We start from the raw sequence: 24,693 nt of genomic DNA, 5'->3' as shown, positions 1-24,693 counted from the left end.
CTTCAGCGACTGCCAGACAGACAGTCGCTGAAGAAGGTCAGATTACAGCAGGTCGAAACGGTCGAGGTTCATCACTTTCACCCATGCCGCCACGAAGTCTTTAACAAATTTCTCGTGGGCATCGCTGCTGGCGTAAACTTCCGCCACCGCACGCAGGACTGAGTTAGAACCAAAGACCAGATCCGCACGGCTGGCCGTGTATTTCACTTCGCCGGTTTCACGGTCACGGCCTTCGAACAGCTCTTTCGATTCGTCGGTCGCTTTCCACTCGTAACGCATATCCAGCAAGTTCACGAAGAAGTCATTGCTCAATACACCAACGCGGTCAGTGAAGACGCCATTTTTGCTGCCATCGAAGTTGGCACCCAGTACGCGCATCCCGCCCACCAGCGCGGTCATTTCCGGCGCGGTCAGCGTCAGTTGCTGTGCTTTATCAATCAGCAGTGACTCAGTAGTGGAAACATCCAGACGAGCGCGGTAGTTACGGAAACCGTCAGCAATCGGCTCCAACAGCTCAAACATTTCAATGTCAGTTTGATCCTGACGCGCATCAACGCGACCCGGCGCAAACGGGACATGAATGCTCAAACCTGCGGCGCTTGCGGCTTTCTCGACGCCAACCACACCAGCCAGCACGATGATATCCGCCAGCGAAGCTTTGCCAGACTCTTTCTGAATTTTCTCCAGAACTGGCAGAGCACGAACGGCTGCGGCGTTCACATCCCAGTCGCGCTGCGGCATTAATGCCAGACGTGCACCGTTGGCACCACCGCGTTTGTCGCCACCACGGAAGGTTGAAGCAGACGCCCAGGCCACCGACACCAGTTCGCTGACAGACAGACCAGAATCCGCAATCGCGAATTTCAGATCGATAATATCCTGCTCGGTCGGGTTGTAGATCGGCTGCGGCAGCGGATCTTGCCAGATCAGATCTTCTTTCGGTACTTCCGGTCCGATGTAACGAGATTTCGGCCCCATATCCCTGTGCGTCAGTTTGAACCAGGCACGGGCAAAGGCTTCGTTGAACGCCTGCGGATCGTTGAGGAAGCGACGAGAGATCTTCTCGAACTCAGGATCAAAACGTAGCGTCAGGTCGGTGACCAGCATTGTCGGTTTACGTTTCTTCGACGGATCAAACGGATCCGGGATAATTTCCGGTGCGTCTACCGCTTCGAACTGGATTGCGCCAGCCGGGCTGCGGGTCTGTACCCACTCATATTTGAACAGGTTCTCGAAGAAATAGTTGCTCCACTGGGTCGGTGTCTGAGTCCAGACCACTTCCAGACCAGAGGTGATGGCATCTGCGCCAACGCCGCTGCCGTAAGTGCTCGCCCAGCCTAAACCTTGTTCTTCAATCGGTGCAGCTTCTGGATCAGGACCTACGTTAGAAGTCGGACCGGCACCGTGGGTTTTACCCAACGTATGACCACCCGCAATCAGCGCCACGGTTTCTTCGTCGTTCATGCCCATGTTGCCGAAGGTCGCGCGGATGGCTGCTGCCGCAGAAAGCGGTTCGCCGCTGTGATCCGGGCCTTCCGGGTTAACGTAAATCAGGCCCATCTCGGTTGCGCCCAGCGGTGCTTTCGCCAGCGCTTCCGGATGACGGTGAGTCAGCCAGGCTTTTTCATCACCCCAGTTAACGTCCAGATCCGGTTCCCAGACGTCTTCACGACCGGCACCAAAACCGAAGGTACGGAAGCCTGAGTTTTCCAGCGCCACGTTACCCGCGAGGATAAACAGGTCGGCCCAGGAGATTTTCTGACCATATTTCTGTTTGATTGGCCACAACAGGCGACGCGCTTTATCGAGGCTTACGTTATCCGGCCAGGAGTTCAGCGGTGCAAAACGTTGCTGACCACGACCCGCGCCGCCGCGACCGTCGATTGAACGGTAAGTACCCGCGCCGTGCCAGGCCATACGAATAAACAGACCGGCGTAGCTGCCCCAGTCGGCGGGCCACCACGGTTGAGATTCTGTCAGCAGGGCTTTCAGATCTTTTTTCAGGCCGTAGTAATCTAATTTGCTGAATTCTTTGCGGTAGTCAAAGTCCTCACCCAGCGGGTTAGAACGATTAGAATGTTGGTTTAACAGGTCAACACGGAGTTGATTTGGCCACCAGTCGCGAGTGGTTGTGCCCGCCCCCGCGCTCTGGTCGTGACCGCCCTGATGAAACGGGCATTTGCCAGTGGCTGTCGTGTTATGGATATCGTCTGACGTGCTCATCAATGTGCTCCCCTCTACAGTGTTACCGTTACGATACACAGCGTTAGAGAGAAGTTATAATTGAATTAATCCACGGATGCGATAGTTGAGATCTTACATATTGTTGGTTAAAGAGATGTAGATCAAATTGATCGTAATTAAGCTTTTTTGATTATGTCCGATATCGGACAAATGCTTTATAAAAAAGGTTTTAGCTTCGTATTCTTCAAGAAATGAGGGAGAAAACAAGGCTGACTACCTTATTTTCTCACTCGCATTTCGAGGCAGCATTTTGTGCTCTGTTTAAAATTTGTGATCACAGTGTGATTTTCACAAAAGGTGCACTATTTATAAACCAGGACGAACACCCAGCGTATGGCAAATTGCATAACTCATTTCAGCGCGGTTAAGCGTATAGAAGTGGAAATCTTTCACTCCTTCACGGCTTAAAATCTTCACCATATCCATCGCGATATTTGCGCCCACCAGTTTGCGGGTTTCGGCATCGTCATCCAGCCCGTCAAACATTTGCGCCATCCACGCCGGAATACGTACGTTGGTCATATCGGCAAATTTCTTCGCCTGTTTAAAGTTAGATACCGGCAAAATGCCCGGAATGATTTCCACATCAATGCCTGCCGAGACGCAGCGGTCACGAAAACGCAGGTAGCTTTCGACATCAAAGAAGAACTGAGTAATGGCGCGGTTGGCTCCGGCATCGACTTTGCGTTTCAGGTTGAGCAAATCCGCCTGAGCGCTTTTCGCTTCCGGATGTACTTCCGGATACGCTGCCACGGAGATATCGAAATCTGCCACTTCTTTTAACAGCGTCACCAGGTCAGAGGCATACATTTCTGGCTTACCACTTCCCGGCGGCAGGTCGCCACGCAGCGCCACGATATGGCGAATACCGTTGTTCCAGTAGTCGCGTGCAATGGTGCGCAACTCGTCGGGTGTCGCATCAATACAGGTCAGATGTGGTGCTGCTTCCAGACCAGTGCGATCTTTGATGCCTTTGATAATGCTGTGCGTACGGTCGCGCTCGCCGGAGTTCGCGCCATAGGTCACCGATACAAACTTCGGTTTCAGGCTGCTAAGGCGATCGATGGAGTTCCACAGGGTCTGCTCCATTTCACTGGTACGCGGCGGGAAAAACTCGAACGAAACGTTAATCTGCCCCTGGACTTCTGCCAGACTCTGATTCAGGGCATCCCGCTGGCTGGCGTGAAAAAAGCTCATACCTTACCTCATCAATCGCTTGTCGTTATATGTTGTGTTGTGCACATCTATCCGTTTAGACGTCCAGATGTAAAGATGAAGGAAAAGCTGAAGGGCGTCAACCGAAAAATGACCAATGATGGTGAGGAAAAATCAGGGAAGATGAAAAAAACTCATCTTAATGAGAGGTAATAAAGAGATTTCTTTATAGCGCAATCAACCTCACTCGTTTTGACTGATATACAGGCAACACAACGGCACCTGTTCTCATTCGAAAAACAACGCCCTGCCACCAGATGGTGATGCTAAAGCATCTGATTCGGCCTGCGCTCTCGTGTAGGCCGAATACAGAATCTGCGAAATCAACGGGTAACAAACAGTAGAGTCAACTCAGTGCGTACTTTTATTTAATATCTTTCACGCGCATACCGTTGATCTGTTCATCCGTGATGGTGTTACCCGCTTTAAAGTAATCAACCACCGCGTGATAAACGTAATAACCGCCCGTCGTATTGCGCGCTTTACCCTCGGTAAACGCGGTAAAACCATCTCCACCATCAGCAAGGAAACTCTGAGTGGCAATGTGGTAAACCGTCGCATCTTCAATCGGTTTGCCATTCAAAGTCAGTGAGATAACCCGCTGACCAACCGGCTTGCTGCTGTCGTACTTCATTTCCAGGCCTTTCGATACCTGTAAAACGCCATTACTTAAACTTGCGCCGTGTTCCATCAAACTGCGTAATTGTTTACCCGTGAGTTCCATCGTCACCAGTTCGTTGGGGAACGGGAAGGTACTGATGACGCCACCCATCGTAATTGCACCCGCCGGGATCTCATTGCGAATCCCGCCAGAGTTGGTTAACGCCAACTGGGTATTTTTACCCGCCGCTGCCAGCAAAGCGTCCGCCGCCAGGTTCCCGAGGGAAGCCGATTCACCATAGGCACGTTTTAATTCAACTGCCGATTGCGCCACCGTTTGTTGCACCACTTCATCCAGCTTTTTATTCCAACTATCAATCACCTGTTTTGTTTGCGCATCGGGCTTCCACTCATCGGCGTAAATGGTTTTAAGCTCGAAGTTTTTCACCGTAAAATCATGCGGCTTCTCTTTGTAGTCCAGTACCAGTTTACCGACATCAATCCCACCGCTGTCAGTGGAGAGGATGAGCGTATTGCCGACTTTAATCGGTTCCGGCGTACCCACATGTGCATGCCCGGTGATCAAAATATCCAGCCCTTTCACCTGACTTGCCGTCTGAATATCTTTATCCAGTGCGCGACGCACATCTGTGCCTCCCATACTGGACTGGCGGGCCGGAACACCTTCGTGAATCAGCGCAACGGTCAAATCAACCTTGCCTTTGAGTTCATCGATATAACGTTGTAGCCATTTAATTTCATCACGCGCCTCAATACCCACTCGCGTTGCCGCAGATACCGTATCATTAAAGGCAAATACACCGTGCAAACCTATAACACCAATTTTCACGCCGTCTTTTTCAATAATGGTATATGGCTTATCCCAGAATGATTTACTGCTGTTCTGATAAAAAACATTACCCTGCACAATCGGGAATTTTGCCTGACTCAACTGTAATAACGTATTGTCCCAGCCGTGATCAAATTCATGATTACCTATAGTGGCCGCATCGAACGGCATGGTATTCATAATATCGATAATCGCCTTGCCTTTAGTCAGGCTGCTGATATACGGCCCGGTAAAATAGTCACCCGCATCAAAAAACCAGGTCGCTTTGTTTTTAGCTTTCTCTTGTTTAACCAGCGTAGTGATATTTGCCCAGCCGCCAATATCCCGTTTACCGTCAGCGATCCACGGTACTTTATAGGGCTCTACATGTGCATGGAGGTCGTTAGTATAAATAATGGTGACATCTTTGGCGCAGGCCCAGAACGGCAGTGTTAATGCGATACCCGCAGCAAGCATTTTAATTTTCATAAACAATCCCTTCCAGTGAGATAAAGGATTGCTACATTACGTTCTGAAAGGCTTTTTTATGTGAGAATACTCACATCCAGAGGCAATAACTGTAGGACAAAATCAACGACCTTATGAAATCGTTGGTGATATATGTCAAATCTGTTTGCGATTAATGTCTGTAAAACGTTCGGTTGTCGAAATTTGGGATTGGCCTCATCGGAAGATTACAGTTGGCCAGACTATAAACTGGGTTTTCCGGCACTGCACTGCCAGGCATGCGGAAGTTACCCCCCTTTGTTTGATGAACAACAATTTCGTGACTGGTTGTCAGTTCACATGACTGCGTGTGCCATAGAAACAGGGCATTTTTGTCCATCATGCTATTGTAAAGAAAAGATTTTTTATGGCCACAACCCGCATGGAACACAACGCGTTCAATGCCGTTCATGCAAAAAAGTCTGGACTCCGAAACAGCAGCCAGCAAGAGAAATTACGTATCCCCAGTCCATTGAAACCGTTCAACTGTTCATGCCCTTTCAAGGAGCCAGCGCACTACAAAAGCTCTATGTTTTAGTCAGTCTTGACGCCACTCGTGGCAACATCCTTCATCTCTCCACGAATTATACGCAACATCAGACAGGAGACAGTCTGCGGTACAGTTACAGAGGCAATACAGAACCAACTGAGCACCATAGCGATATTGTGCAGAGGGTAGATATGCGTGAAGCGCAATTCTTGCGCCGGAGCCAGTTCGATGAAATTCAGTATGGCAGTGCTGTGCTCAAGCGCAATGGCAAGGGAGCCATACTACGCCCGGTTATCACGGCACACGGGCATTTCAGAATACTGAAAATCCGCTTTCCACATGTCAAAACGCATATCATTTCACACGAATGTTTTCTGAGAGGCGCAATTATTACAGCCTGGGCAGATCAGTTCCGCCAACAACAAGGCGAACTTTGGTTCGTAGAAGAAGAAATCAGCGACCGTAACGCTGATATTCCCTGGCATTTTCAGGGAACGACATACCATGGTTGGTGGCAAAATCAGTGGCAACGCTGGGGGCAGGGGAATAACAGCAAGATGGTCTGCCTGCTCACAGGAGTCTCCTTAGAAAGGGGCGCAAATGTTTCTCTGGCAACCAGTCGTTGCTTTATCACATGGCTGACAGACCAACACGACTTTACCCAAAGCGCGTTATTATCCGCAGGTCGCGTAACGAAAATGCTGACCTCACTGGCGTTAAAATACAATGAATCGCTCACTCCATCTTGTTAGTCAATACACTCGACAAACGACCATAAATTAATGGGATCACTATTTCTCATTTAATTAAATATATGAATGTATGACTGAAAAAATATAATCACAGTCAATGTTTAATTAATAACATTATTTGTTACTAAGATCACATAATACTTTCCTGACCTATGCTTACATAAAAATAAGACACGGTGTTCCTTTTATTTAAATAATTCAATCAATGTAACAACCCCTATCAAGGAGGGATGATGAGAACTGTATTTACGACTTTATCAGTCATATTCAGCGTGATGTTTTCTCACAGTATACTAGCTCAGGACGTTACTATTTATTATACGAATGATATTCACGCACATGTCAATCCGGCAAAAATTCCCGCTGTTGATAAGAACAGACTTGTAGGTGGTATGGCTAATATTGCAGGCATCGTTAATGAAGCGAAGAAAAAAAACAAAGATGTCTTTTTCTTTGATGCAGGCGACTATTTTACCGGTCCGTATATCAGTACCCTGACCAAAGGTGAAGCTATTATTGATATCATGAACACCATGCCCTTTGATGCGGTGTCCGTTGGTAATCACGAGTTCGATCACGGCGTGCCCAATATGGTATCTCAGTTATCAAAAGCAAAATTCCCCATTCTGCTGGGAAATATTTACTACACCGATACAAATAAACCAGTTTGGGATCATCCGTGGACCATTATCGAAAAAGATGGTTTAAAGATTGGTGTGATTGGATTGCATGGTGCATTCGCTTTCTATGATACAGTCGCGGCAAAAGCACGTGAAGGCGTAGAAGCCAGAGACGAAATTAAATATTTAAATAAAGCACTTGCAGAATTAAAAGGTAAAGTCGACATTACCGTTTTGCTAATTCACGAAGGTGTTCCGGCGCGTCAATCAAGCTTTGGTAGTAAAGATGTGGAGCGGCTACTACAGGCAGATATTGAGACAGCTAAAAAAGTGAATGGTGTTGATGTCTTAATTACCGGTCACGCACATGTCGGAACACCGCAACCAATAAAAGTTAATAACACATTAATTGTATCTACCGATGCATACGGCACCGACATCGGAAAACTTGTGCTTGATTACAATCCGAAAACAAAGAAAATTGATAGTTATAATGGTGAGTTAATCACCATCTTTGCAGATCAATTTAAACCTGACACCATCGTTCAAAATACTATCGATAAATGGAGCGTAAAACTTAACAAAATAACACAGGAAGTTGTCGGCCATTCTCCCGTAGTTTTAACACGTGAGTATGGCAGTTCTTCTTCTACCGGTAACCTTATTCTAGATGCAATGATGGAAAAAACACCTGATGCCATTGCCGGATTTCAAAATAGCGGTGGGATGCGAGCTGATTTTCCTAAAGGTGATATCACACTGGGAGATGTTATTAGCACATTCCCCTTTAATAATGACCTCATCGAGATGGATTTGACGGGCCGCGATCTCAAATCGTTGATGACGCATGCAACCAATCTAACTAACGGTGTGTTACAGGTTTCAAAAAGCGTTGCGGTTGTCTATGACAGCAAAAAACCACTCAACCAACGGTTAATCTCTTTCACCATTAACGGCAAACCCGTGGAAGATAATCAAACATATCGTATTGCCACGCACTCCTTTTGTGCCAGTGGTGGTGACGGTTTTGAAGCATTTTTGAATGGAAAAAATGTGAAGACGATACCGGGAACAACCTCGGCGGAATCAATCATCGATTATTTCAAAAATCATAAACCTGTCACCCCAGACTTAACTAAACGAGTCATGGACGTCGCCAAATAAAATATCATTTATCAGTCTATTTATTTAACAAGGAATGCGAATGAAAACAGTGCAGCGTACTTTACTTTCCGCAACATTGCTGACTATTTTTTCGGTCTCAGTCATGGCGCAGGATGTCACGATTATTTATACAAATGATCTTCACGCTCATGTGGATTCTTATAAAGTGCCGTATATCGCAGACGGAAAACGCGACATTGGCGGCTTTGCCAATATATCTACTTTAGTAAAACAAGAGAAAGCGAAAAATAAAGCCACCTTTTATTTTGATGCTGGAGACTATTTCACCGGCCCTTATATCAGCAGTCTGACAAAGGGCGAAGCAATAATTGACATTATGAATACCATGCCTTTTGACGCAGTATCAATCGGTAATCATGAGTTTGACCATGGCTGGGATAATGCCCTGCGACAATTAAGCAAAGCGAATTTTCCTGTTTTATTGGGCAATGTTTATCATAAAGAGAGTGAGAAACCCTTCTGGAACAAGCCCTACACCATCCTGGAAAAAGATGGCATCAAGATTGGTATTATTGGGCTACACGGCGTATTTGCATTTAATGATACGGTCTCGGAGCTCTCTCTCCAGGGACTCGATAATGACAATAATAACCGCTTTGATAAATCTTCCGAGACCCTTAAGAATCAGGGGATTGAAGCACGTGATGAAGTGAAGTATTTGCAGCATTATATCGACGAGTTACGTGATAAGGTTGACCTCACTGTGGCGCTGGTTCATGAAGGCGTTCCGGCGCGTCAGTCCAGCATTGGCAATACAGATGTTAGACGCGCTCTTGATAAAGATATTCAAACCGCTAGCAAGGTGAAAGGATTGGATATTCTGATTACCGGGCATGCCCACGTCGGGACGCCAGAACCAATCAAAGTCGGCAACACCTTAATCCTTTCAACTGATAGTGGCGGTATCGATATTGGTAAATTAGTCCTTGATGTCAACCCTACAGCTCGTACCCATAAAATGAAGAGCTTTGAGCTGAAAACAGTTTATGCCGATGAATGGATACCCGATCCAACGACACAAAAAGTTATCAATGGCTGGAATAAAAAACTGGCGGATATTGTACGCCAACCAGTAGGTGAATCATCGATTGCATTAACTCGCGCCTATGGTGAGTCATCGCAACTAGGCAACCTGTTTACCGATGCAATGCTTGTCGCTGCTCCGACTGCACAGATTGCATTGATAAACTCCGGCAGCTTACGTGCGGATATAAATGCAGGCACGATTACCTTTGGCGACATTACCAGTACATTCCCCTTCAAGAATGAACTTACTGAAATGGATCTCAGCGGTAAGGATCTGCGTAACCTACTGGAACACGGGGCATCGCTTACCAATGGCATCCTGCAAATGTCAAAAGGCGCAGAAATGCGCTATACCCCGCAGAAACCAGTAGGTCAGCGCATAGTATCTTTTAAAATTAATGGTGAAGAGATCGTTGATACGAATATTTACCATGTTGCAACAACGACTTTCCTTGCACTGGGGGGCGATGGTTTTCTGGCATTCAAAGAAGGGAAAAATGTTCAGGTCCGCGCCGGAAATAACATGTCCGATGTCGTGATCGATTATTTGAAGAAAGGCCACAAGATTACGCCTGCACAGGTAAATGAAATGCGGGTGGACGTTAGCAAATAATAAAAAAATTATAATGCCATTCATTCACTGAATGGCATTATTTTCTCTAAATCAACAATAGATAATGAGATATATTTATGTGTATAAAAAAGCACGGGATAGCTTTATCGATTCTATTAATACCTTGCATTGGAAACGTTCAGGAAATTAAAAGTGAGGAAGGCTGGTTACATCAAAGCTTGAATGTCATTGGTCGCACAGACTCTCGCTTTGGCCCAAGGCTGACTAACGACCTCTACCCTGAATATACTGTAGCAGGAAGAAAAGACTGGTTTGATTTTTATGGTTATGTTGATCTACCAAAATTCTTTGGCGTCGGCAGTCACTATGATGTTGGGATCTGGGATGAGGGCTCACCACTATTTACGGAAATAGAACCTCGGTTTTCCATTGACAAATTGACCGGATTAAATCTTGCGTTCGGCCCTTTTAAAGAATGGTTCATTGCAAACAACTATGTCTATGATATGGGTGACAACCAGTCATCCCGGCAAAGTACATGGTATATGGGGCTTGGTACAGATATCGACACGGGTCTACCAATTAAGCTTTCTGCCAATATATACGCCAAGTATCAGTGGCAAAACTATGGTGCCGCTAATGAAAATGAATGGGACGGATATCGATTCAAAATAAAATATAGCATTCCTCTTACCCATTTATTCGGAGGGCGATTGGTATACAATAGTTTTACTAACTTTGATTTTGGCTCCGATCTTGCGGACAAATCACACAATAATAAACGAACCAGTAATGCTATTGCTTCAAGCCATATCCTTTCCCTGCTATATGAACACTGGAAATTTGCATTTACACTACGTTATTTTCACAACGGTGGACAATGGAATGCTGGGGAGAAAGTTAACTTCGGAGATGGTCCATTTGAATTAAAAAACACAGGATGGGGAACCTATACTACTATTGGTTATCAATTTTAAATCAGGTGATGTTTTAGATATTTTTACTTAATGCCATTTTGTAATTGTCATAAATAACTTCACCATTCACACTGTGAATTCATCGCTCAACACAAAAGCCCCCTTATTACCGGGGCACTGACCAAAGGCAAAATGACAATCAATCACCACCTCCGCAGGAGGTGGTTTAGAGGTGACAACAAAAGCTGGCAACTGCCAGCTTTTGTTCAATAATCACTACAACAACTGCGCCAGACGGTTAATATCCGACTGAATCGCCCCGGCGGTGACGTCGCGCCCTGCGCCTGGCCCACGGATCACCAGCGGGTTGTCGCGATACCAGCGGCTTTCGATGGCAAAGACGTTATCGCACGGTAGTAGTGATGCCAGCGGATGGTCTTCTCGCACCGCTTCCACGCCTACTCGCGCTTTGCCGTTGGCATCGAAACGCGCCACGTAGCGCAACACCAGCCCCATTTCACGGGCCGCTTCCAACCGTTGTACCATCTGCTCATTAAGTTCATCGCCATTTTCAAAGAAATGGTCGATGCTTCCACCTTCGCAATGGGTTGGCACCAGTGATTCAACACGCACCTGGTCCGGTTCAATGTTGTAACCCGCTTCACGCGCCAGAATCACCAGCTTGCGCATCACGTCTTTGCCGGAGAGGTCATCACGCGGGTCAGGTTCAGTTAAGCCCTGCTGCCACGCCTGATCCACCAGCTCGGTAAACGGCACGCTACCGTCGAATTGCAGGAACAGCCAGGAGAGTGTGCCGGAGAAGATCCCGCTGATCGACAAAATAGTGTCGCCGCTGTCGATCAGATCGCGCACGGTATGGTTGATCGGCAAACCTGCGCCGACGGTGGCGTTGTATAGCCAGTGACGCCCGGTTTTTTCGAACGCGTCGTGGATCTGGCGATATTTATTGCTGTCGCTCGCTCCCGCCAGTTTGTTGGCACTGATGACGTGGAAACCGTGGCTGGCGAAATCGAGGTATTGATCGGCCAGTTGCTGACTGGCGGTAACGTCCAGCACCACTAAATCATCATACGGATGGGCACGCATCCACAGGAATAGCGACTCTTCATCCTGCTCGACGGCTTCATCATTAAAGAAGGCTAGCGCGCGGCTGGCGTCCAGCCCGTCATAGCTCAACAGGCTGCGGCGGCTATCTACCACGCCTGCCAGCACAAATTCAAAGCCGGTGCGCGCCGAGAGCGTGCTCTGCTCACGGGCGAACAGTTCCAGCCAGCGGGAACCGATATTGCCCTTACCGAACAGCACCAGGCCAATGCGTTTTTCTGCGCGGAAGACGGACTGATGCAGGCCCTGAATCAGGCTTTCGGTAGGTCCGGTACGCAGTACTGCCACCAGGCTGATGCCGTCATCGGACTGCCAGGTAAACTCGACCGGCTGGCCTTTCAGCTGCTGCCAGAAGCGGTGGCAATGCAGCGGGTTACGGGTGACGCCCGCCCCAACCATCGCCACCAGCGCCAGCCCCTGGCGCAGACGCAGTTCGCCGGGTAATCCTGCTTCGTCGAGGATTTTCAGCGCACTGTCGGCCACTTCCGAGGTGTAGCAAAATTGCAGCAACTGGCGATCGTTATGCACGCCAACCGCCAGTGGACGCACCTGCGCGCGTTTCAGGATTTGGTCAATCTCTTTATGCGCCAGTTTGAAATCCTGACTGGCGGGCACCTGAAACTCAATCAAACAGACATCATCGTGGCTGGTGACAATACGCGCGCCAGTACCGGAAGCCAGCACGCGTTCAATGCGCGTGGAACCTTGATCCGGTGTATAGCTACAGCGCAGCTGCAGGTCGATTTCACTGCCAGAAACTGGCTGTAAAGTACGCGCGTGCAACACTGGCGCGGCAAGACGCGCCAGTTCGCTGGCTTCATCAAGACGCAGCAATGGCAGCAGACAGGCATCTTTCACTTTACGCGGGTCGGCACTATATACCCCGGCGACATCGCTCCAGATGGTTACGCGGGAAACCCCCGCCAGCGCACCGATTTGTGTCGCGGAATAGTCGGAACCGTTACGCCCCAGCAGCACCGTTTCACCGGCGTTGTTACGGCTGATAAACCCGGTCACCACCAGACGTTTGCCCGGATGTTGTACCAGTAGCTGTTGCAGCAACGGGTAAGAAAGCCCTTCATCAACCTGCGGCTGCGCGGCGCGTTCAGCGCGTAAAAACTCGCGGGCATCAAGCCAGGCCGCTGGCAGCCCTTGTTGATTAAGTACCGCAGACATCAGGCGCGCCGACCACACTTCACCGTGGCCCACCACTTCCGCATACACCGCATCGTTAATACCGCTGTCGAGCAACGCCGCCAGGCGCTCAAGATCGCTGATAAAGGCACTAATGAGGCTATCGGCTTCTTCGGCGGGTAGCAGGCCGCTAATCAGATCGCACTGATAACGACGTAGCGTTTGTTGAACCTGATGCGCAGAGAGACGATCGGTCTGGCTTAGTTTCAACCAGTTAATCAACTGGTTAGTGGTGCTACCGGCGGCGGAAACCACCATCATATCGTCAGGCTGAGAGTACTCCGCCATAATGCCCGCGACACGCAAATAACACTTCACATCAGCCAGACTACTGCCACCAAATTTATGCAGTTGACGACCTTTCGCCCCTGCCTGCGCAATCACACTCATTTTTACCCCTTGTTTGCAGCCCGGAAGCCATTTTCCAGGTCGGCAATTAAATCTTCGCCATCTTCAATACCGGTGGAGATACGCAGCAGCGTCTCGGAGATCCCGGCGGCAGCACGCGCTTCTGGTGCCATGCCTGCATGTGTCATGGTTGCGGCGTGAGAGATTAAACTTTCCACTCCCCCTAATGATTCCGCCAGCGTAAACAACGACAACCCGCCCAGGAAACGACGCAGCGTCTGCTCATCGCCATCCAGTTCAAAACTCAACATTGCGCCAAAGCCTTTTTGCTGGCGCGCGGCAATTTCATGCCCCTGATTTTCCGGCAGCGACGGGTGATACAGTTTTTTCACCAACGGCTGGGTTTGCAGATATTTCACAATCGCCTGCGCGTTGCGCTGCGCCAGCTCCATACGCGGCACCAGCGTTCGCAACCCGCGTAGCAGCAGATAGCTGTCAAACGCGCCGCCCGTCACACCAATATTGTTTGCCCACCAGGCCAGTTCGGTGACAACGTCCGGGTCTTTAGCAATCACCACGCCAGCCACTACATCTGAGTGACCGTTCAGATATTTCGTGCATGAATGCAACACCAGATCGGCACCTAATGCCAGTGGATTTTGTAATGCCGGGCTTAAGAAGGTGTTATCCACCACGCTCACCGCCCCGACTTCCCTTGCCAGATGGCAGATTTTCGCAATATCCACGACGCGTAACAATGGATTACTTGGGCTTTCTACCAGCACCAGTTTAGGTTTTTCCGCCAGTGCCGCCTGCAATGCCTGCTCATCTCCTTGATCAACAAACAGCACGCGATAACAGCCGCGTTTCGCCAGGCTGTCGAACAGGCGATAGCTGCCGCCGTAGCAGTCGTGCGGTGCAACCAGCAAATCGCCAGGTTTCAAAAAGACGGTCGTTACCAGGTGGATGGCAGACATGCCGGTATTAGTCAGCACTGCACCAGCACCGCCTTCCAGTTCAGCCAGCGCACGCTGAACCACATCGCGCGTTGGGTTGCCGCGACGCGAGTAATCATGCGCGCGCGGTTCATTAAATCCGGTAAAGTTATAGGTGCTGGAAAGATGGATGGGAGGGACAACGCAACCATACTGTTCGTCGTCATTTAACCCGCTACGCACTGCGATGGTGGCCTGTTTACGCGTCATGTGATGAAGTTCCCTGGGCTTGGTCGGTGAAATGTCAGGCACCAGAGTAAACATTGTGTTAATGGACGTCAATACATCTGGACATCTAAACTTCTTTGCGTATAGATTGAGCAAATCCCAAATAGCCGTTAAAATTATATGCATTATCACGCCGACAGGTGCATTACACGATGTCACGGTAACGCCTGTACGGTAAACTATGCGGGTTTACGGTCAGTACCCACATAAATTGTGTGGTCTGGTCTCAATTTATTGACGAAGAGGATTAAGTATCTCATGGCTGAATGGAGCGGCGAATATATCAGCCCATACGCTGAGCACGGCAAGAAGAGTGAACAAGTCAAAAAGATTACGGTTTCCATTCCTCTTAAGGTGTTAAAAATCCTCACCGATGAACGCACGCGTCGTCAGGTGAACAACCTGCGTCACGCTACCAACAGCGAGCTGCTGTGCGAAGCGTTTCTGCATGCCTTTACCGGGCAACCTCTGCCGGATGATGCCGACCTGCGTAAAGAGCGCAGCGACGAAATCCCGGAAGCGGCAAAAGAGATCATGCGTGAGATGGGGATTAACCCGGAAACGTGGGAATACTAAAGCGGAAAAGAGCGGCGCGGAGTTAACCAGCCGCTTTTTTCATACATGGACGTTTAACTATGAAATACAGGCTACTGATCCTCAGCATGCTGGTTTCTGTGCCTGCCCTTGCCTGGCAGCCGGAAACTGGCGACATCATCTTTCAGATCTCTCGCTCATCGCAAAGTAAAGCAATCCAACTGGCGACCCATTCCGATTACAGCCACACCGGTATGCTGGTGATGCGTAACAAAAAGCCCTACGTTTTTGAAGCGGTCGGCCCGGTGAAATACACCCCGCTCAAGCAGTGGATCGCCCATGGTGAAAAGGGCAAATACGTTGTTCGCCGCGTTGAAGGCGGACTGAGTGTTGAACAACAGCAAAAACTGGCGCAAACGGCAAAACGTTATCTCGGCAAACCGTACGATTTCAGCTTCTCGTGGAGTGATGATCGCCAGTACTGTTCGGAAGTAGTGTGGAAGGTTTACCAGAACGCACTGGGAATGCGCGTGGGTGAACAGCAAAAACTGAAAGAGTTCGATCTCAGCAACCCGCTGGTTCAGGCGAAGCTCAAAGAACGTTACGGGAAAAATATTCCGCTTGAGGAAACGGTGGTCTCGCCACAAGCCGTTTTCGATGCGCCACAACTCACCACAGTCGCCAAAGAATGGCCGCTGTTTTCGTGGTAATACGACCAAAATTCAGGCACAAAAAAAGCGCCGTGCGGCGCTTTTTTCGGAAATCCGGTCTTATTTGCTGCCCGGGATGTTGAAACGCTTGTTGAAGCGGTCAACACGGCCACCGGTAGCAACATCACGCTGTTTGCCAGTGAAGAACGGGTGGCACTTGCTGCACACGTCGAGGTTCAGGTCATGACCAACGGTGGAGCGGATTTTCATTACGTTACCGCAAGAGCAGCTAGCAGTAATTTCTTCGTATTTCGGGTGAATATCTTTTTTCATGGGAAAACCTCGGTTTAAGGCCGCGTCGCTCTTCCAGCCCTAACGCCAGACACCACGCGATGTTAAAAGTATAGCTTCAATACGATCATTTCGTACGAAGGCGCGAAATCATACAGAAATTAACCAGCGTATGCAAACTGATCCGCACTCTTCTACGGCAATGTGTATACTAACCCACCGAATTTCAAGTCAGGATGATGCTATGCCCGTTGCCCACGTTGCCTTGCCCGTTCCGCTTCCTCGTACCTTTGACTATCTGCTGCCAGAAGGCATGACGGTTAAAGCCGGGTGTCGCGTGCGCGTGCCGTTTGGCAAACAGCAGGAGCGTATCGGGGTTGTGGTGTCAGTTAGCGACGTCAGCGAGCTGCCGCTTAACGAGCTGAAAGCGGTAGTAGAAGTGCTGGACGTTGAGCCGGTATTTACTCACTCCGTCTGGCGATTACTGCTATGGGCCGCGGATTACTATCATCATCCGATTGGCGATGTGCTGTTTCATGCCTTGCCGATTTTACTACGCCAGGGGCGGCCTGCGGCGAACGCGCCTATGTGGTACTGGTTTGCCACTGAACAAGGTCAGGCGGTGGATCTGAACAGCCTGAAACGCTCACCCAAGCAACAACAGGCGCTGGCAGCGTTACGGCAAGGCAAAATCTGGCGTGATCAGGTTGCCACGCTCGAATTTAATGATGCCGCGTTGCAGGCGCTGCGCAAAAAAGGTCTGTGTGATTTAGCAAGTGAAACACCAGAGTTTAGCGACTGGCGCACGAACTATGCCGTTTCTGGTGAACGGTTGCGATTGAATACCGAACAGGCCACCGCCGTTGGCGCAATTCATAGCGCGGCAGATACTTTTTCTGCCTGGCTGCTGGCGGGTGTTACCGGTTCCGGTAAAACGGAAGTCTATTTAAGCGTGCTGGAAAACGTGCTCGCTCAGGGCAAACAGGCGCTGGTGATGGTGCCGGAAATCGGCCTGACACCGCAAACTATTGCCCGTTTTCGTGAGCGGTTTAATGCGCCAGTGGAAGTTCTGCATTCCGGCCTGAACGACAGCGAGCGTCTTTCGGCGTGGTTGAAAGCGAAAAATGGTGAGGCGGCGATTGTGATCGGCACCCGCTCCGCGCTGTTTACGCCGTTTAAAAATCTCGGTGTGATTGTCATTGATGAAGAGCACGACAGTTCCTACAAGCAGCAGGAAGGCTGGCGCTATCATGCCCGCGACCTGGCGGTGTATCGTGCGCACAGCGAGCAAATCCCGATTATTCTAGGCTCCGCAACGCCCGCGCTGGAAACGTTATGCAACGTCCAGCAGAAAAAATACCGCCTGCTACGCCTGACCCGTCGGGCAGGGAATGCGCGTCCGGCAATTCAACACGTGCTGGATTTAAAAGGTCAGAAGGTGCAGGCTGGTCTGGCTCCGGCGTTAATCACCCGTATGCGCCAGCATTTACAGGCCGACAACCAGGTTATCCTCTTTCTTAACCGCCGTGGCTTTGCGCCTGCCTTGCTGTGCCACGACTGCGGCTGGATTGCCGAATGCCCACGTTGCGATCACTACTACACGCTGCATCAGGCGCAACAGCATTTGCGCTGTCACCACTGTGACAGCCAACGCCCGGTGCCGCGCCAGTGCCCTTCCTGCGGCTCCACGCACCTGGTACCCGTGGGGCTGGGCACCGAACAGCTTGAACAGACGCTCGCGCCAATGTTCCCTGGTGTGCCCATTTCTCGTATCGACCGCGATACCACCAGCCGCAAAGGGGCGCTTGAACAACAACTGGCGGAAGTACATCGCGGCGGTGCGAGGATTTTGATCGGCACGCAAATGCTGGCGAAAGGTCACCACTTTCCGGATGTGACGCTGGTGGCATTACTGGACGTAGACGGCGCGCTGTTTTCTGCGGATTTTCGTTCAGCGGAGCGTTTCGCCCAGCTTTACACCCAGGTCGCCGGTCGTGCCGGGCGTGCGGGTAAACAGGGTGAAGTGGTGCTGCAAACGCACCATCCGGAACATCCTCTGTTGCAAACATTGCTCTATAAAGGCTACGACGCCTTTGCCGAACAGGCGCTGGCTGAACGACGCATGATGCAACTGCCGCCGTGGACCAGCCATGTGATTGTGCGTGCGGAAGATCATAACAATCAGCACGCGCCGCTGTTCCTGCAACAGTTGCGTAATCTGATCCTCGCCAGCCCGCTTGCAGACGACAAACTGTGGGTTCTCGGTCCGGTTCCGGCACTGGCCCCTAAGCGTGGTGGCCGCTGGCGCTGGCAGATATTGTTGCAGCACCCTTCCCGCGTGCGCTTGCAACACATCATTAGTGGTACGCTGGCGCTCATCAATACAATACCGGATTCCCGTAAGGTGAAATGGGTGCTGGATGTCGATCCCATCGAGGGCTAATGCGCAAACGATGCGAGGCGGATCGAAAAATTCAATATTCATCACACTTTTCATGAAAATTCTGTAACCGTTTTCACGCGCTATCTGCTAAAAATGTTGCCGATGTGAAGTAAACATGGAAGTAGTACGCCTGCCGTGCCGGGCGAGGAGTGAGTGTGAAAGCGAAGAAGCAGGAAACTGCCGCGACCATGAAAGACGTTGCCCTGAAGGCAAAAGTCTCTACAGCGACCGTCTCCCGAGCATTAATGAATCCCGATAAAGTCTCCCAGGCCACCCGTAATCGGGTTGAAAAAGCGGCCCGGGAAGTAGGTTATTTGCCGCAGCCTATGGGGCGCAACGTCAAGCGTAATGAATCCCGTACCATTCTGGTGATTGTCCCGGATATCTGCGATCCCTTCTTTAGCGAAATTATTCGCGGTATCGAAGTTACGGCGGCAAATCACGGATATCTGGTGCTGATTGGCGACTGTGCGCATCAAAATCAGCAGGAAAAAACCTTTATCGATTTGATCATCACCAAGCAAATTGATGGCATGTTGCTGCTGGGTTCAAGGCTGCCGTTTGATGCCAGCATTGAGGAACAGCGTAATCTGCCGCCGATGGTGATGGCGAACGAATTTGCACCGGAACTGGAGCTACCAACAGTTCATATCGACAATCTGACCGCCGCATTTGATGCAGTAAATTATTTATATGAGCAAGGGCATAAACGGATTGGCTGTATAGCCGGTCCCGAAGAGATGCCGCTGTGTCACTACCGCCTGCAAGGCTACGTTCAGGCGCTGCGTCGCTGCGGCATTATGGTTGATCCGCAATACATCGCCCGGGGCGACTTCTCCTTTGAAGCCGGAAGCAAAGCGATGCAACAGCTGCTTGCTCTTCCGCAACCGCCTACTGCTGTCTTCTGCCATAGTGATGTGATGGCGCTCGGCGCACTTTCTCAGGCAAAACGCCAGGGGCTGAAAGTCCCGGATGATCTGTCCATAATCGGTTTTGATAACATCGACCTGACGCAATTTTGTGATCCGCCGCTGACAACCATCGCGCAGCCGCGTTACGAAATCGGTCGGGAAGCTATGCTGTTATTGCTTGATCAAATGCAGGGGCAACACGTTGGCAGTGGCTCTCGTTTAATGGACTGCGAACTTATCATCCGGGGATCAACACGCGCGTTACCTTAAAGTAAACCTTTAAGACTGCCGTGACTGGTCAAAGGCCCGCCGCTTAAGTAACATGGCGGGCTGACGAACGAATAAATACAGCGAAACGATAGTGGCACAACGAGATTATGTACGCCGCAGCCAACCGGCACCTTCGCGGCGAAAAAAAAGCACCTCACGGAAAAAGCAACGAAATCTGCCTGCGGTTTCTCCCGCAATGGTCGCTATTGCTGCCGCCGTTCTTGTGACCTTTATCGGTGGTCTGTACTTCATTACGCATCACAAGAAAGAAGAGTCCGAGACGCTGCAAAGCCAGAAAGTGACCGGAAACGGATTACCACCGAAACCAGAAGAACGCTGGCGCTACATTAAAGAGCTGGAAAGTCGCCAGCCGGGTGTGCGTGCACCAACAGAACCTTCTGCCGGTGGTGAAGTGAAAACGCCGGAGCAACTGACACCAGAACAACGTCAGCTTCTTGAACAAATGCAGGCTGATATGCGCCAGCAACCAACGCAACTGGTTGAAGTCCCATGGAATGAACAGACGCCGGAACAGCGTCAGCAAACGCTTCAACGTCAGGCACAACAGCGTCAGATTCAGGCGGCTCAACAGCAGCAGCGTCAGGCTGAGCAGGCATATCAACAACCGCGTACCGCGCAAGCGCAGCAACCACCGCGCCAGACGCAGCAGACTCGCCAGGCGGCTCAGCAGCCGTACCAGGATCTCCTGCAAACGCCAGCACACACTGCCGCGGCGCAGCCGAAGTCACAGCAAGTCGCGCCTGTTAGCCGGGCCGCTGACGCGCCAAAACAGACGGCGGAGAAAAAAGACGAGCGGCGCTGGATGGTACAGTGCGGTTCGTTCCGAGGCGCGGAACAGGCAGAGACGGTACGTGCTCAGCTGGCGTTCGAAGGCTTTGACTCGAAAATTACCACCAACAATGGCTGGAATCGTGTGGTGATTGGCCCGATTAAAGGGAAAGAAAATGCCGACGGCACCCTGAATCGCCTGAAGATGGCGGGTCATACAAACTGTATTCGACTCGCTACCGGGGGTTGAAACCCTCAAAATCCCCCCCATCTATAATTGCATTATGCCCCGTACTTTTGTACGGGGTTTGTACTCTGTATTCGTAACCAAGGGGTCAGCTCGTGACAACTATAGTAAGCGTACGCCGTAACGGCCATGTGGTCATCGCTGGTGATGGTCAGGCCACGTTGGGCAATACCGTAATGAAAGGTAACGTGAAAAAAGTCCGCCGTCTGTACAACGACAAAGTCATCGCGGGCTTTGCGGGCGGTACTGCGGATGCTTTTACGCTGTTCGAACTGTTTGAACGTAAACTGGAAATGCATCAGGGCCATCTGGTCAAAGCCGCCGTTGAGCTGGCAAAAGACTGGCGTACCGATCGCATGTTACGCAAACTTGAAGCACTGCTGGCAGTCGCGGATGAAACCGCTTCACTGATCATCACCGGTAACGGTGACGTGGTGCAGCCAGAAAACGATCTTATTGCTATCGGCTCCGGCGGCCCTTACGCCCAGGCTGCGGCACGCGCGCTGTTAGAAAACACTGAACTAAGCGCCCGTGAAATTGCTGAAAAGGCGTTGGATATTGCAGGCGACATTTGCATCTATACCAACCATTTCCACACCATCGAAGAATTAAGCTACAAAGCGTAAGGATCTCCCATGTCTGAAATGACCCCACGCGAAATCGTCAGCGAACTGGACAAACACATCATCGGCCAGGATAACGCCAAGCGTTCCGTGGCGATTGCACTGCGTAACCGCTGGCGTCGCATGCAGCTTAACGAAGAGCTGCGCCATGAAGTGACCCCGAAAAATATCCTGATGATCGGCCCGACCGGTGTCGGTAAAACTGAAATCGCTCGTCGTCTGGCTAAGCTGGCGAATGCGCCGTTCATTAAAGTTGAAGCGACCAAATTCACCGAAGTGGGCTATGTAGGTAAGGAAGTGGATTCTATTATCCGCGATCTGACCGATGCCGCCGTGAAAATGGTACGCGTCCAGGCTATTGAGAAAAACCGTTATCGCGCTGAAGAACTGGCAGAAGAACGTATTCTCGACGTGCTGATCCCACCGGCTAAAAACAACTGGGGACAGACCGAACAACAGCAGGAACCGTCCGCTGCTCGTCAGGCATTCCGCAAAAAACTGCGTGAAGGCCAGCTCGATGACAAAGAAATCGAGATCGATCTTGCCGCAGCACCGATGGGCGTTGAAATTATGGCGCCTCCGGGAATGGAAGAGATGACCAGCCAGCTGCAGTCCATGTTCCAGAACCTGGGTGGTCAGAAACAAAAAGCGCGTAAGCTGAAAATCAAAGACGCCATGAAGCTGCTGATTGAAGAAGAAGCGGCGAAACTGGTGAATCCGGAAGAGCTGAAGCAAGACGCTATCGACGCCGTTGAACAGCACGGGATCGTGTTTATCGACGAAATCGACAAAATCTGTAAGCGCGGCGAGTCTTCCGGTCCGGATGTTTCTCGTGAAGGTGTTCAGCGTGACCTGCTGCCGCTGGTAGAAGGTTGCACCGTTTCCACCAAACACGGGATGGTCAAAACTGACCACATTCTGTTTATCGCTTCTGGCGCGTTCCAGATTGCGAAACCGTCTGACCTGATCCCGGAACTGCAAGGTCGTCTGCCAATCCGCGTTGAACTGCAGGCACTGACCACCAGCGACTTCGAGCGTATTCTGACCGAGCCGAATGCCTCTATCACCGTGCAGTACAAAGCACTGATGGCAACTGAGGGCGTAAATATTGAGTTTACCGACTCCGGTATTAAGCGCATCGCGGAAGCAGCATGGCAGGTGAACGAATCTACCGAAAACATCGGTGCTCGTCGTTTACATACTGTTCTGGAGCGTTTAATGGAAGAGATTTCCTACGACGCCAGCGATTTAAGCGGTCAAACCATCACTATTGACGCAGATTATGTGAGCAAACATCTGGATGCGTTGGTGGCAGATGAAGATCTGAGCCGTTTTATCCTATAATCGCGTTCAATCATTTTCATCATTGTTTGATGGGGCTGAAAGGCCCCATTTTTATTGGCGCGTATTATGACTGAACAACAAATTAGCCGAACTCAGGCGTGGCTGGAAAGTTTACGACCTAAAACCCTCCCCCTCGCCTTTGCTGCAATTATCGTCGGGACGGCGCTGGCATGGTGGCAAGGTCACTTCGATCCGCTGGTCGCCCTGCTGGCACTGATTACCGCCGGACTGCTTCAAATTCTCTCTAACCTCGCTAATGATTACGGCGATGCAGTAAAAGGCAGCGATAAACCTGACCGCATTGGCCCGCTACGTGGCATGCAAAAAGGGGTCATTACCCAGCAAGAGATGAAACGGGCGCTCATTATTACCGTCGTGCTCATCTGTCTCTCCGGGCTGGCACTGGTTGCAGTGGCGTGCCATACGCTGGCCGATTTTGTCGGCTTCCTGATTCTTGGCGGGTTGTCGATCATTGCCGCTATCACCTACACCGTGGGCAATCGTCCTTATGGTTATATCGGTCTGGGTGATATTTCCGTACTGGTTTTCTTTGGCTGGTTAAGCGTCATGGGCAGCTGGTATTTACAGGCTCATACGTTGATTCCGGCGTTGATCCTTCCGGCGACCGCATGCGGCCTGCTGGCAACGGCAGTACTGAACATTAATAACCTGCGTGATATCAATAGCGACCGCGAAAATGGCAAAAACACGCTGGTGGTGCGCTTAGGTGAAGTGAACGCGCGTCGTTATCATGCCTGCCTGCTGATGGGCTCTCTGGTGTGTCTGGCGCTGTTTAATCTCTTTTCACTGCATAGCCTGTGGGGCTGGCTGTTCCTGCTGGCGGCACCATTACTGGTGAAGCAAGCCCGTTATGTGATGCGGGAAATGGACCCGGTGGCGATGCGACCGATGCTGGAACGCACTGTCAAGGGAGCGTTACTGACTAACCTGCTGTTTGTTTTAGGGATATTCCTAAGCCAGTGGGCAGCATAACTGACAAATATCAATTAACAATTGATGATTTTGCCAACAGCCCACATAGCGCGATATACTGAAAATTCTCGCAGCAACTGAATGTTAAGCCTATGAAATACGATACTTCCGAGCTTTGTGACATCTATCAAGAAGATGTTAACGTCGTGGAACCGCTGTTCTCCAACTTTGGCGGACGGGCGTCGTTTGGCGGACAAATAATCACGGTAAAATGTTTCGAGGACAACGGGTTGCTGTACGATCTGCTCGAACAGAATGGCCGTGGTCGTGTTCTCGTCGTTGATGGCGGTGGTTCTGTTCGTCGCGCACTGGTCGATGCTGAGCTGGCGCGTCTGGCAGTACAAAATGAATGGGAAGGCCTGGTCATTTACGGCGCGGTGCGTCAGGTAGATGACCTGGAAGAGCTGGATATCGGCATCCAGGCGATGGCAGCAATTCCAGTCGGTGCCGCTGGCGAAGGCATTGGCGAAAGCGATGTCCGCGTTAATTTTGGCGGCGTCACCTTCTTCTCCGGTGACCATCTTTATGCCGACAATACCGGAATTATTCTTTCAGAAGATCCGCTGGATATTGAATAAGTACCTGCCATGCGTTAAAAGGGGAATTAAATTCCCCTTTTTTATATGCAAAATATTCATAAAGACTATCGTTTGTTTTTATTTAATTCATTTTAAATATCAATAGTTCACATCTGACAATATAAATTAATTATCGATAAATCATTTCATAAAAATATGCAGCATTAAAAA

At 50.2% G+C, this 24,693-nt stretch carries 19 protein-coding genes; 13 read left to right on the top strand and 6 right to left on the bottom strand.

What is annotated here, in order from left to right; genetic code table 11:
- Window positions 1-42: 42 nt before the first annotated feature.
- From katG to HEN33_RS13465, 3 genes are all read right to left on the bottom strand, one after another.
- Window positions 43-2,223, bottom strand: a complete 2,181-nt coding sequence (gene katG, locus HEN33_RS13475) for a catalase/peroxidase HPI (protein ID WP_001297636.1) — start codon at window positions 2,221-2,223, stop codon at window positions 43-45.
- Between the two features lie 327 nt (window positions 2,224-2,550).
- Window positions 2,551-3,441 (bottom strand): methylenetetrahydrofolate reductase, encoded by an 891-nt coding sequence (gene metF, locus HEN33_RS13470; RefSeq protein WP_000007523.1) that lies wholly within the window; start codon window positions 3,439-3,441, stop codon window positions 2,551-2,553.
- Window positions 3,442-3,823: 382 nt separating this feature from the next.
- Complete coding sequence (locus tag HEN33_RS13465) at window positions 3,824-5,377, bottom strand: bifunctional metallophosphatase/5'-nucleotidase (protein ID WP_176263053.1); 1,554 nt, start codon at window positions 5,375-5,377, stop codon at window positions 3,824-3,826.
- Window positions 5,378-5,509: 132 nt separating this feature from the next.
- Here HEN33_RS13465 and HEN33_RS13460 point away from each other — a divergent pair, with 132 nt between their 5' ends.
- From HEN33_RS13460 to HEN33_RS13445, 4 genes are all read left to right on the top strand, one after another.
- Window positions 5,510-6,637: a hypothetical protein gene (locus HEN33_RS13460; protein WP_032304240.1), complete on the top strand. Its 1,128-nt coding sequence runs from the start codon at window positions 5,510-5,512 to the stop codon at window positions 6,635-6,637.
- A gap of 233 nt (window positions 6,638-6,870) precedes the next feature.
- Entirely contained in the window at window positions 6,871-8,421 is a 1,551-nt protein-coding gene (locus HEN33_RS13455) for a bifunctional metallophosphatase/5'-nucleotidase (protein WP_001261171.1), read from the top strand.
- A gap of 40 nt (window positions 8,422-8,461) precedes the next feature.
- On the top strand, window positions 8,462-10,081 hold the full coding sequence (locus HEN33_RS13450; RefSeq protein ID WP_105279105.1) for a bifunctional metallophosphatase/5'-nucleotidase: 1,620 nt from the start codon (window positions 8,462-8,464) through the stop codon (window positions 10,079-10,081).
- Between the two features lie 77 nt (window positions 10,082-10,158).
- Entirely contained in the window at window positions 10,159-11,019 is an 861-nt protein-coding gene (locus tag HEN33_RS13445) for a nucleoside-specific channel-forming protein Tsx (RefSeq protein WP_176263054.1), read from the top strand.
- Between the two features lie 216 nt (window positions 11,020-11,235).
- Here HEN33_RS13445 and metL read toward each other — a convergent pair whose 3' ends face one another.
- The gene (metL, locus tag HEN33_RS13440; protein ID WP_000110761.1) at window positions 11,236-13,668 is read right to left on the bottom strand and encodes a bifunctional aspartate kinase/homoserine dehydrogenase II; all 2,433 of its coding nucleotides are present in this window, start codon (window positions 13,666-13,668) and stop codon (window positions 11,236-11,238) included.
- A 2-nt stretch (window positions 13,669-13,670) separates the two neighbouring features.
- Entirely contained in the window at window positions 13,671-14,831 is a 1,161-nt protein-coding gene (gene metB, locus HEN33_RS13435) for a cystathionine gamma-synthase (RefSeq protein WP_001353720.1), read from the bottom strand.
- A gap of 276 nt (window positions 14,832-15,107) precedes the next feature.
- Here metB and metJ point away from each other — a divergent pair, with 276 nt between their 5' ends.
- Complete coding sequence (metJ, locus tag HEN33_RS13430) at window positions 15,108-15,425, top strand: met regulon transcriptional regulator MetJ (protein WP_000852812.1); 318 nt, start codon at window positions 15,108-15,110, stop codon at window positions 15,423-15,425.
- Between the two features lie 59 nt (window positions 15,426-15,484).
- A complete protein-coding gene (locus tag HEN33_RS13425) occupies window positions 15,485-16,093 on the top strand; it encodes a YiiX family permuted papain-like enzyme (protein WP_039021496.1) in 609 nt (202 codons plus the stop codon).
- 60 nt (window positions 16,094-16,153) lie between these two features.
- On the opposite strand, the gene rpmE is transcribed toward HEN33_RS13425, so the two are convergent.
- A complete protein-coding gene (gene rpmE / locus HEN33_RS13420; protein ID WP_000710769.1) occupies window positions 16,154-16,366 on the bottom strand; it encodes a 50S ribosomal protein L31 in 213 nt (70 codons plus the stop codon).
- Window positions 16,367-16,568: 202 nt separating this feature from the next.
- Between rpmE and priA the strand changes: the two genes are divergently transcribed.
- The 7 genes from priA (at window position 16,569) to rraA (ending at window position 24,522) form a co-directional block, all read left to right on the top strand.
- Window positions 16,569-18,767 (top strand): primosomal protein N', encoded by a 2,199-nt coding sequence (gene priA, locus HEN33_RS13415; protein WP_024212003.1) that lies wholly within the window; start codon window positions 16,569-16,571, stop codon window positions 18,765-18,767.
- A 155-nt stretch (window positions 18,768-18,922) separates the two neighbouring features.
- The gene (cytR, locus tag HEN33_RS13410; protein WP_000644899.1) at window positions 18,923-19,948 is read left to right on the top strand and encodes a DNA-binding transcriptional regulator CytR; all 1,026 of its coding nucleotides are present in this window, start codon (window positions 18,923-18,925) and stop codon (window positions 19,946-19,948) included.
- A 91-nt stretch (window positions 19,949-20,039) separates the two neighbouring features.
- Entirely contained in the window at window positions 20,040-20,987 is a 948-nt protein-coding gene (gene ftsN / locus HEN33_RS13405; protein WP_001353717.1) for a cell division protein FtsN, read from the top strand.
- Window positions 20,988-21,079: 92 nt separating this feature from the next.
- The gene (hslV, locus tag HEN33_RS13400) at window positions 21,080-21,610 is read left to right on the top strand and encodes an ATP-dependent protease subunit HslV (protein WP_000208242.1); all 531 of its coding nucleotides are present in this window, start codon (window positions 21,080-21,082) and stop codon (window positions 21,608-21,610) included.
- Between the two features lie 9 nt (window positions 21,611-21,619).
- On the top strand, window positions 21,620-22,951 hold the full coding sequence (gene hslU / locus HEN33_RS13395; RefSeq protein WP_001293344.1) for an HslU--HslV peptidase ATPase subunit: 1,332 nt from the start codon (window positions 21,620-21,622) through the stop codon (window positions 22,949-22,951).
- Between the two features lie 66 nt (window positions 22,952-23,017).
- Window positions 23,018-23,944 (top strand): 1,4-dihydroxy-2-naphthoate polyprenyltransferase, encoded by a 927-nt coding sequence (menA, locus tag HEN33_RS13390; protein ID WP_000139496.1) that lies wholly within the window; start codon window positions 23,018-23,020, stop codon window positions 23,942-23,944.
- 92 nt (window positions 23,945-24,036) lie between these two features.
- Window positions 24,037-24,522 carry a ribonuclease E activity regulator RraA gene (rraA, locus tag HEN33_RS13385; RefSeq protein ID WP_000872908.1) on the top strand — a complete coding sequence of 162 codons (486 nt, stop codon included), beginning with the start codon at window positions 24,037-24,039 and terminating at the stop codon, window positions 24,520-24,522.
- Window positions 24,523-24,693 lie beyond the last annotated feature (171 nt).

The organism is Escherichia sp. 94.0001, assembly GCF_013369155.2.
Taxonomy (GTDB): Bacteria; Pseudomonadota; Gammaproteobacteria; order Enterobacterales; family Enterobacteriaceae; genus Escherichia; species Escherichia coli_F.
This window is presented reverse-complemented; position numbering and strand designations above follow the sequence as displayed.

What these genes read in the sequence shown, in the direction of transcription:
- katG (WP_001297636.1), bottom strand. Translation starts at nt 2,223, where the DNA reads ATGAGCACGTCAGACGATATCCATAACACGACAGCCACTGGCAAATGC.
- metF (WP_000007523.1), bottom strand. Translation starts at nt 3,441, where the DNA reads ATGAGCTTTTTTCACGCCAGCCAGCGGGATGCCCTGAATCAGAGTCTG.
- HEN33_RS13465 (WP_176263053.1), bottom strand. Translation starts at nt 5,377, where the DNA reads ATGAAAATTAAAATGCTTGCTGCGGGTATCGCATTAACACTGCCGTTC.
- HEN33_RS13460 (WP_032304240.1), top strand. Translation starts at nt 5,510, where the DNA reads ATGTCAAATCTGTTTGCGATTAATGTCTGTAAAACGTTCGGTTGTCGA.
- HEN33_RS13455 (WP_001261171.1), top strand. Translation starts at nt 6,871, where the DNA reads ATGAGAACTGTATTTACGACTTTATCAGTCATATTCAGCGTGATGTTT.
- HEN33_RS13450 (WP_105279105.1), top strand. Translation starts at nt 8,462, where the DNA reads ATGAAAACAGTGCAGCGTACTTTACTTTCCGCAACATTGCTGACTATT.
- HEN33_RS13445 (WP_176263054.1), top strand. Translation starts at nt 10,159, where the DNA reads ATGTGTATAAAAAAGCACGGGATAGCTTTATCGATTCTATTAATACCT.
- metL (WP_000110761.1), bottom strand. Translation starts at nt 13,668, where the DNA reads ATGAGTGTGATTGCGCAGGCAGGGGCGAAAGGTCGTCAACTGCATAAA.
- metB (WP_001353720.1), bottom strand. Translation starts at nt 14,831, where the DNA reads ATGACGCGTAAACAGGCCACCATCGCAGTGCGTAGCGGGTTAAATGAC.
- metJ (WP_000852812.1), top strand. Translation starts at nt 15,108, where the DNA reads ATGGCTGAATGGAGCGGCGAATATATCAGCCCATACGCTGAGCACGGC.
- HEN33_RS13425 (WP_039021496.1), top strand. Translation starts at nt 15,485, where the DNA reads ATGAAATACAGGCTACTGATCCTCAGCATGCTGGTTTCTGTGCCTGCC.
- rpmE (WP_000710769.1), bottom strand. Translation starts at nt 16,366, where the DNA reads ATGAAAAAAGATATTCACCCGAAATACGAAGAAATTACTGCTAGCTGC.
- priA (WP_024212003.1), top strand. Translation starts at nt 16,569, where the DNA reads ATGCCCGTTGCCCACGTTGCCTTGCCCGTTCCGCTTCCTCGTACCTTT.
- hslU (WP_001293344.1), top strand. Translation starts at nt 21,620, where the DNA reads ATGTCTGAAATGACCCCACGCGAAATCGTCAGCGAACTGGACAAACAC.
- menA (WP_000139496.1), top strand. Translation starts at nt 23,018, where the DNA reads ATGACTGAACAACAAATTAGCCGAACTCAGGCGTGGCTGGAAAGTTTA.
- rraA (WP_000872908.1), top strand. Translation starts at nt 24,037, where the DNA reads ATGAAATACGATACTTCCGAGCTTTGTGACATCTATCAAGAAGATGTT.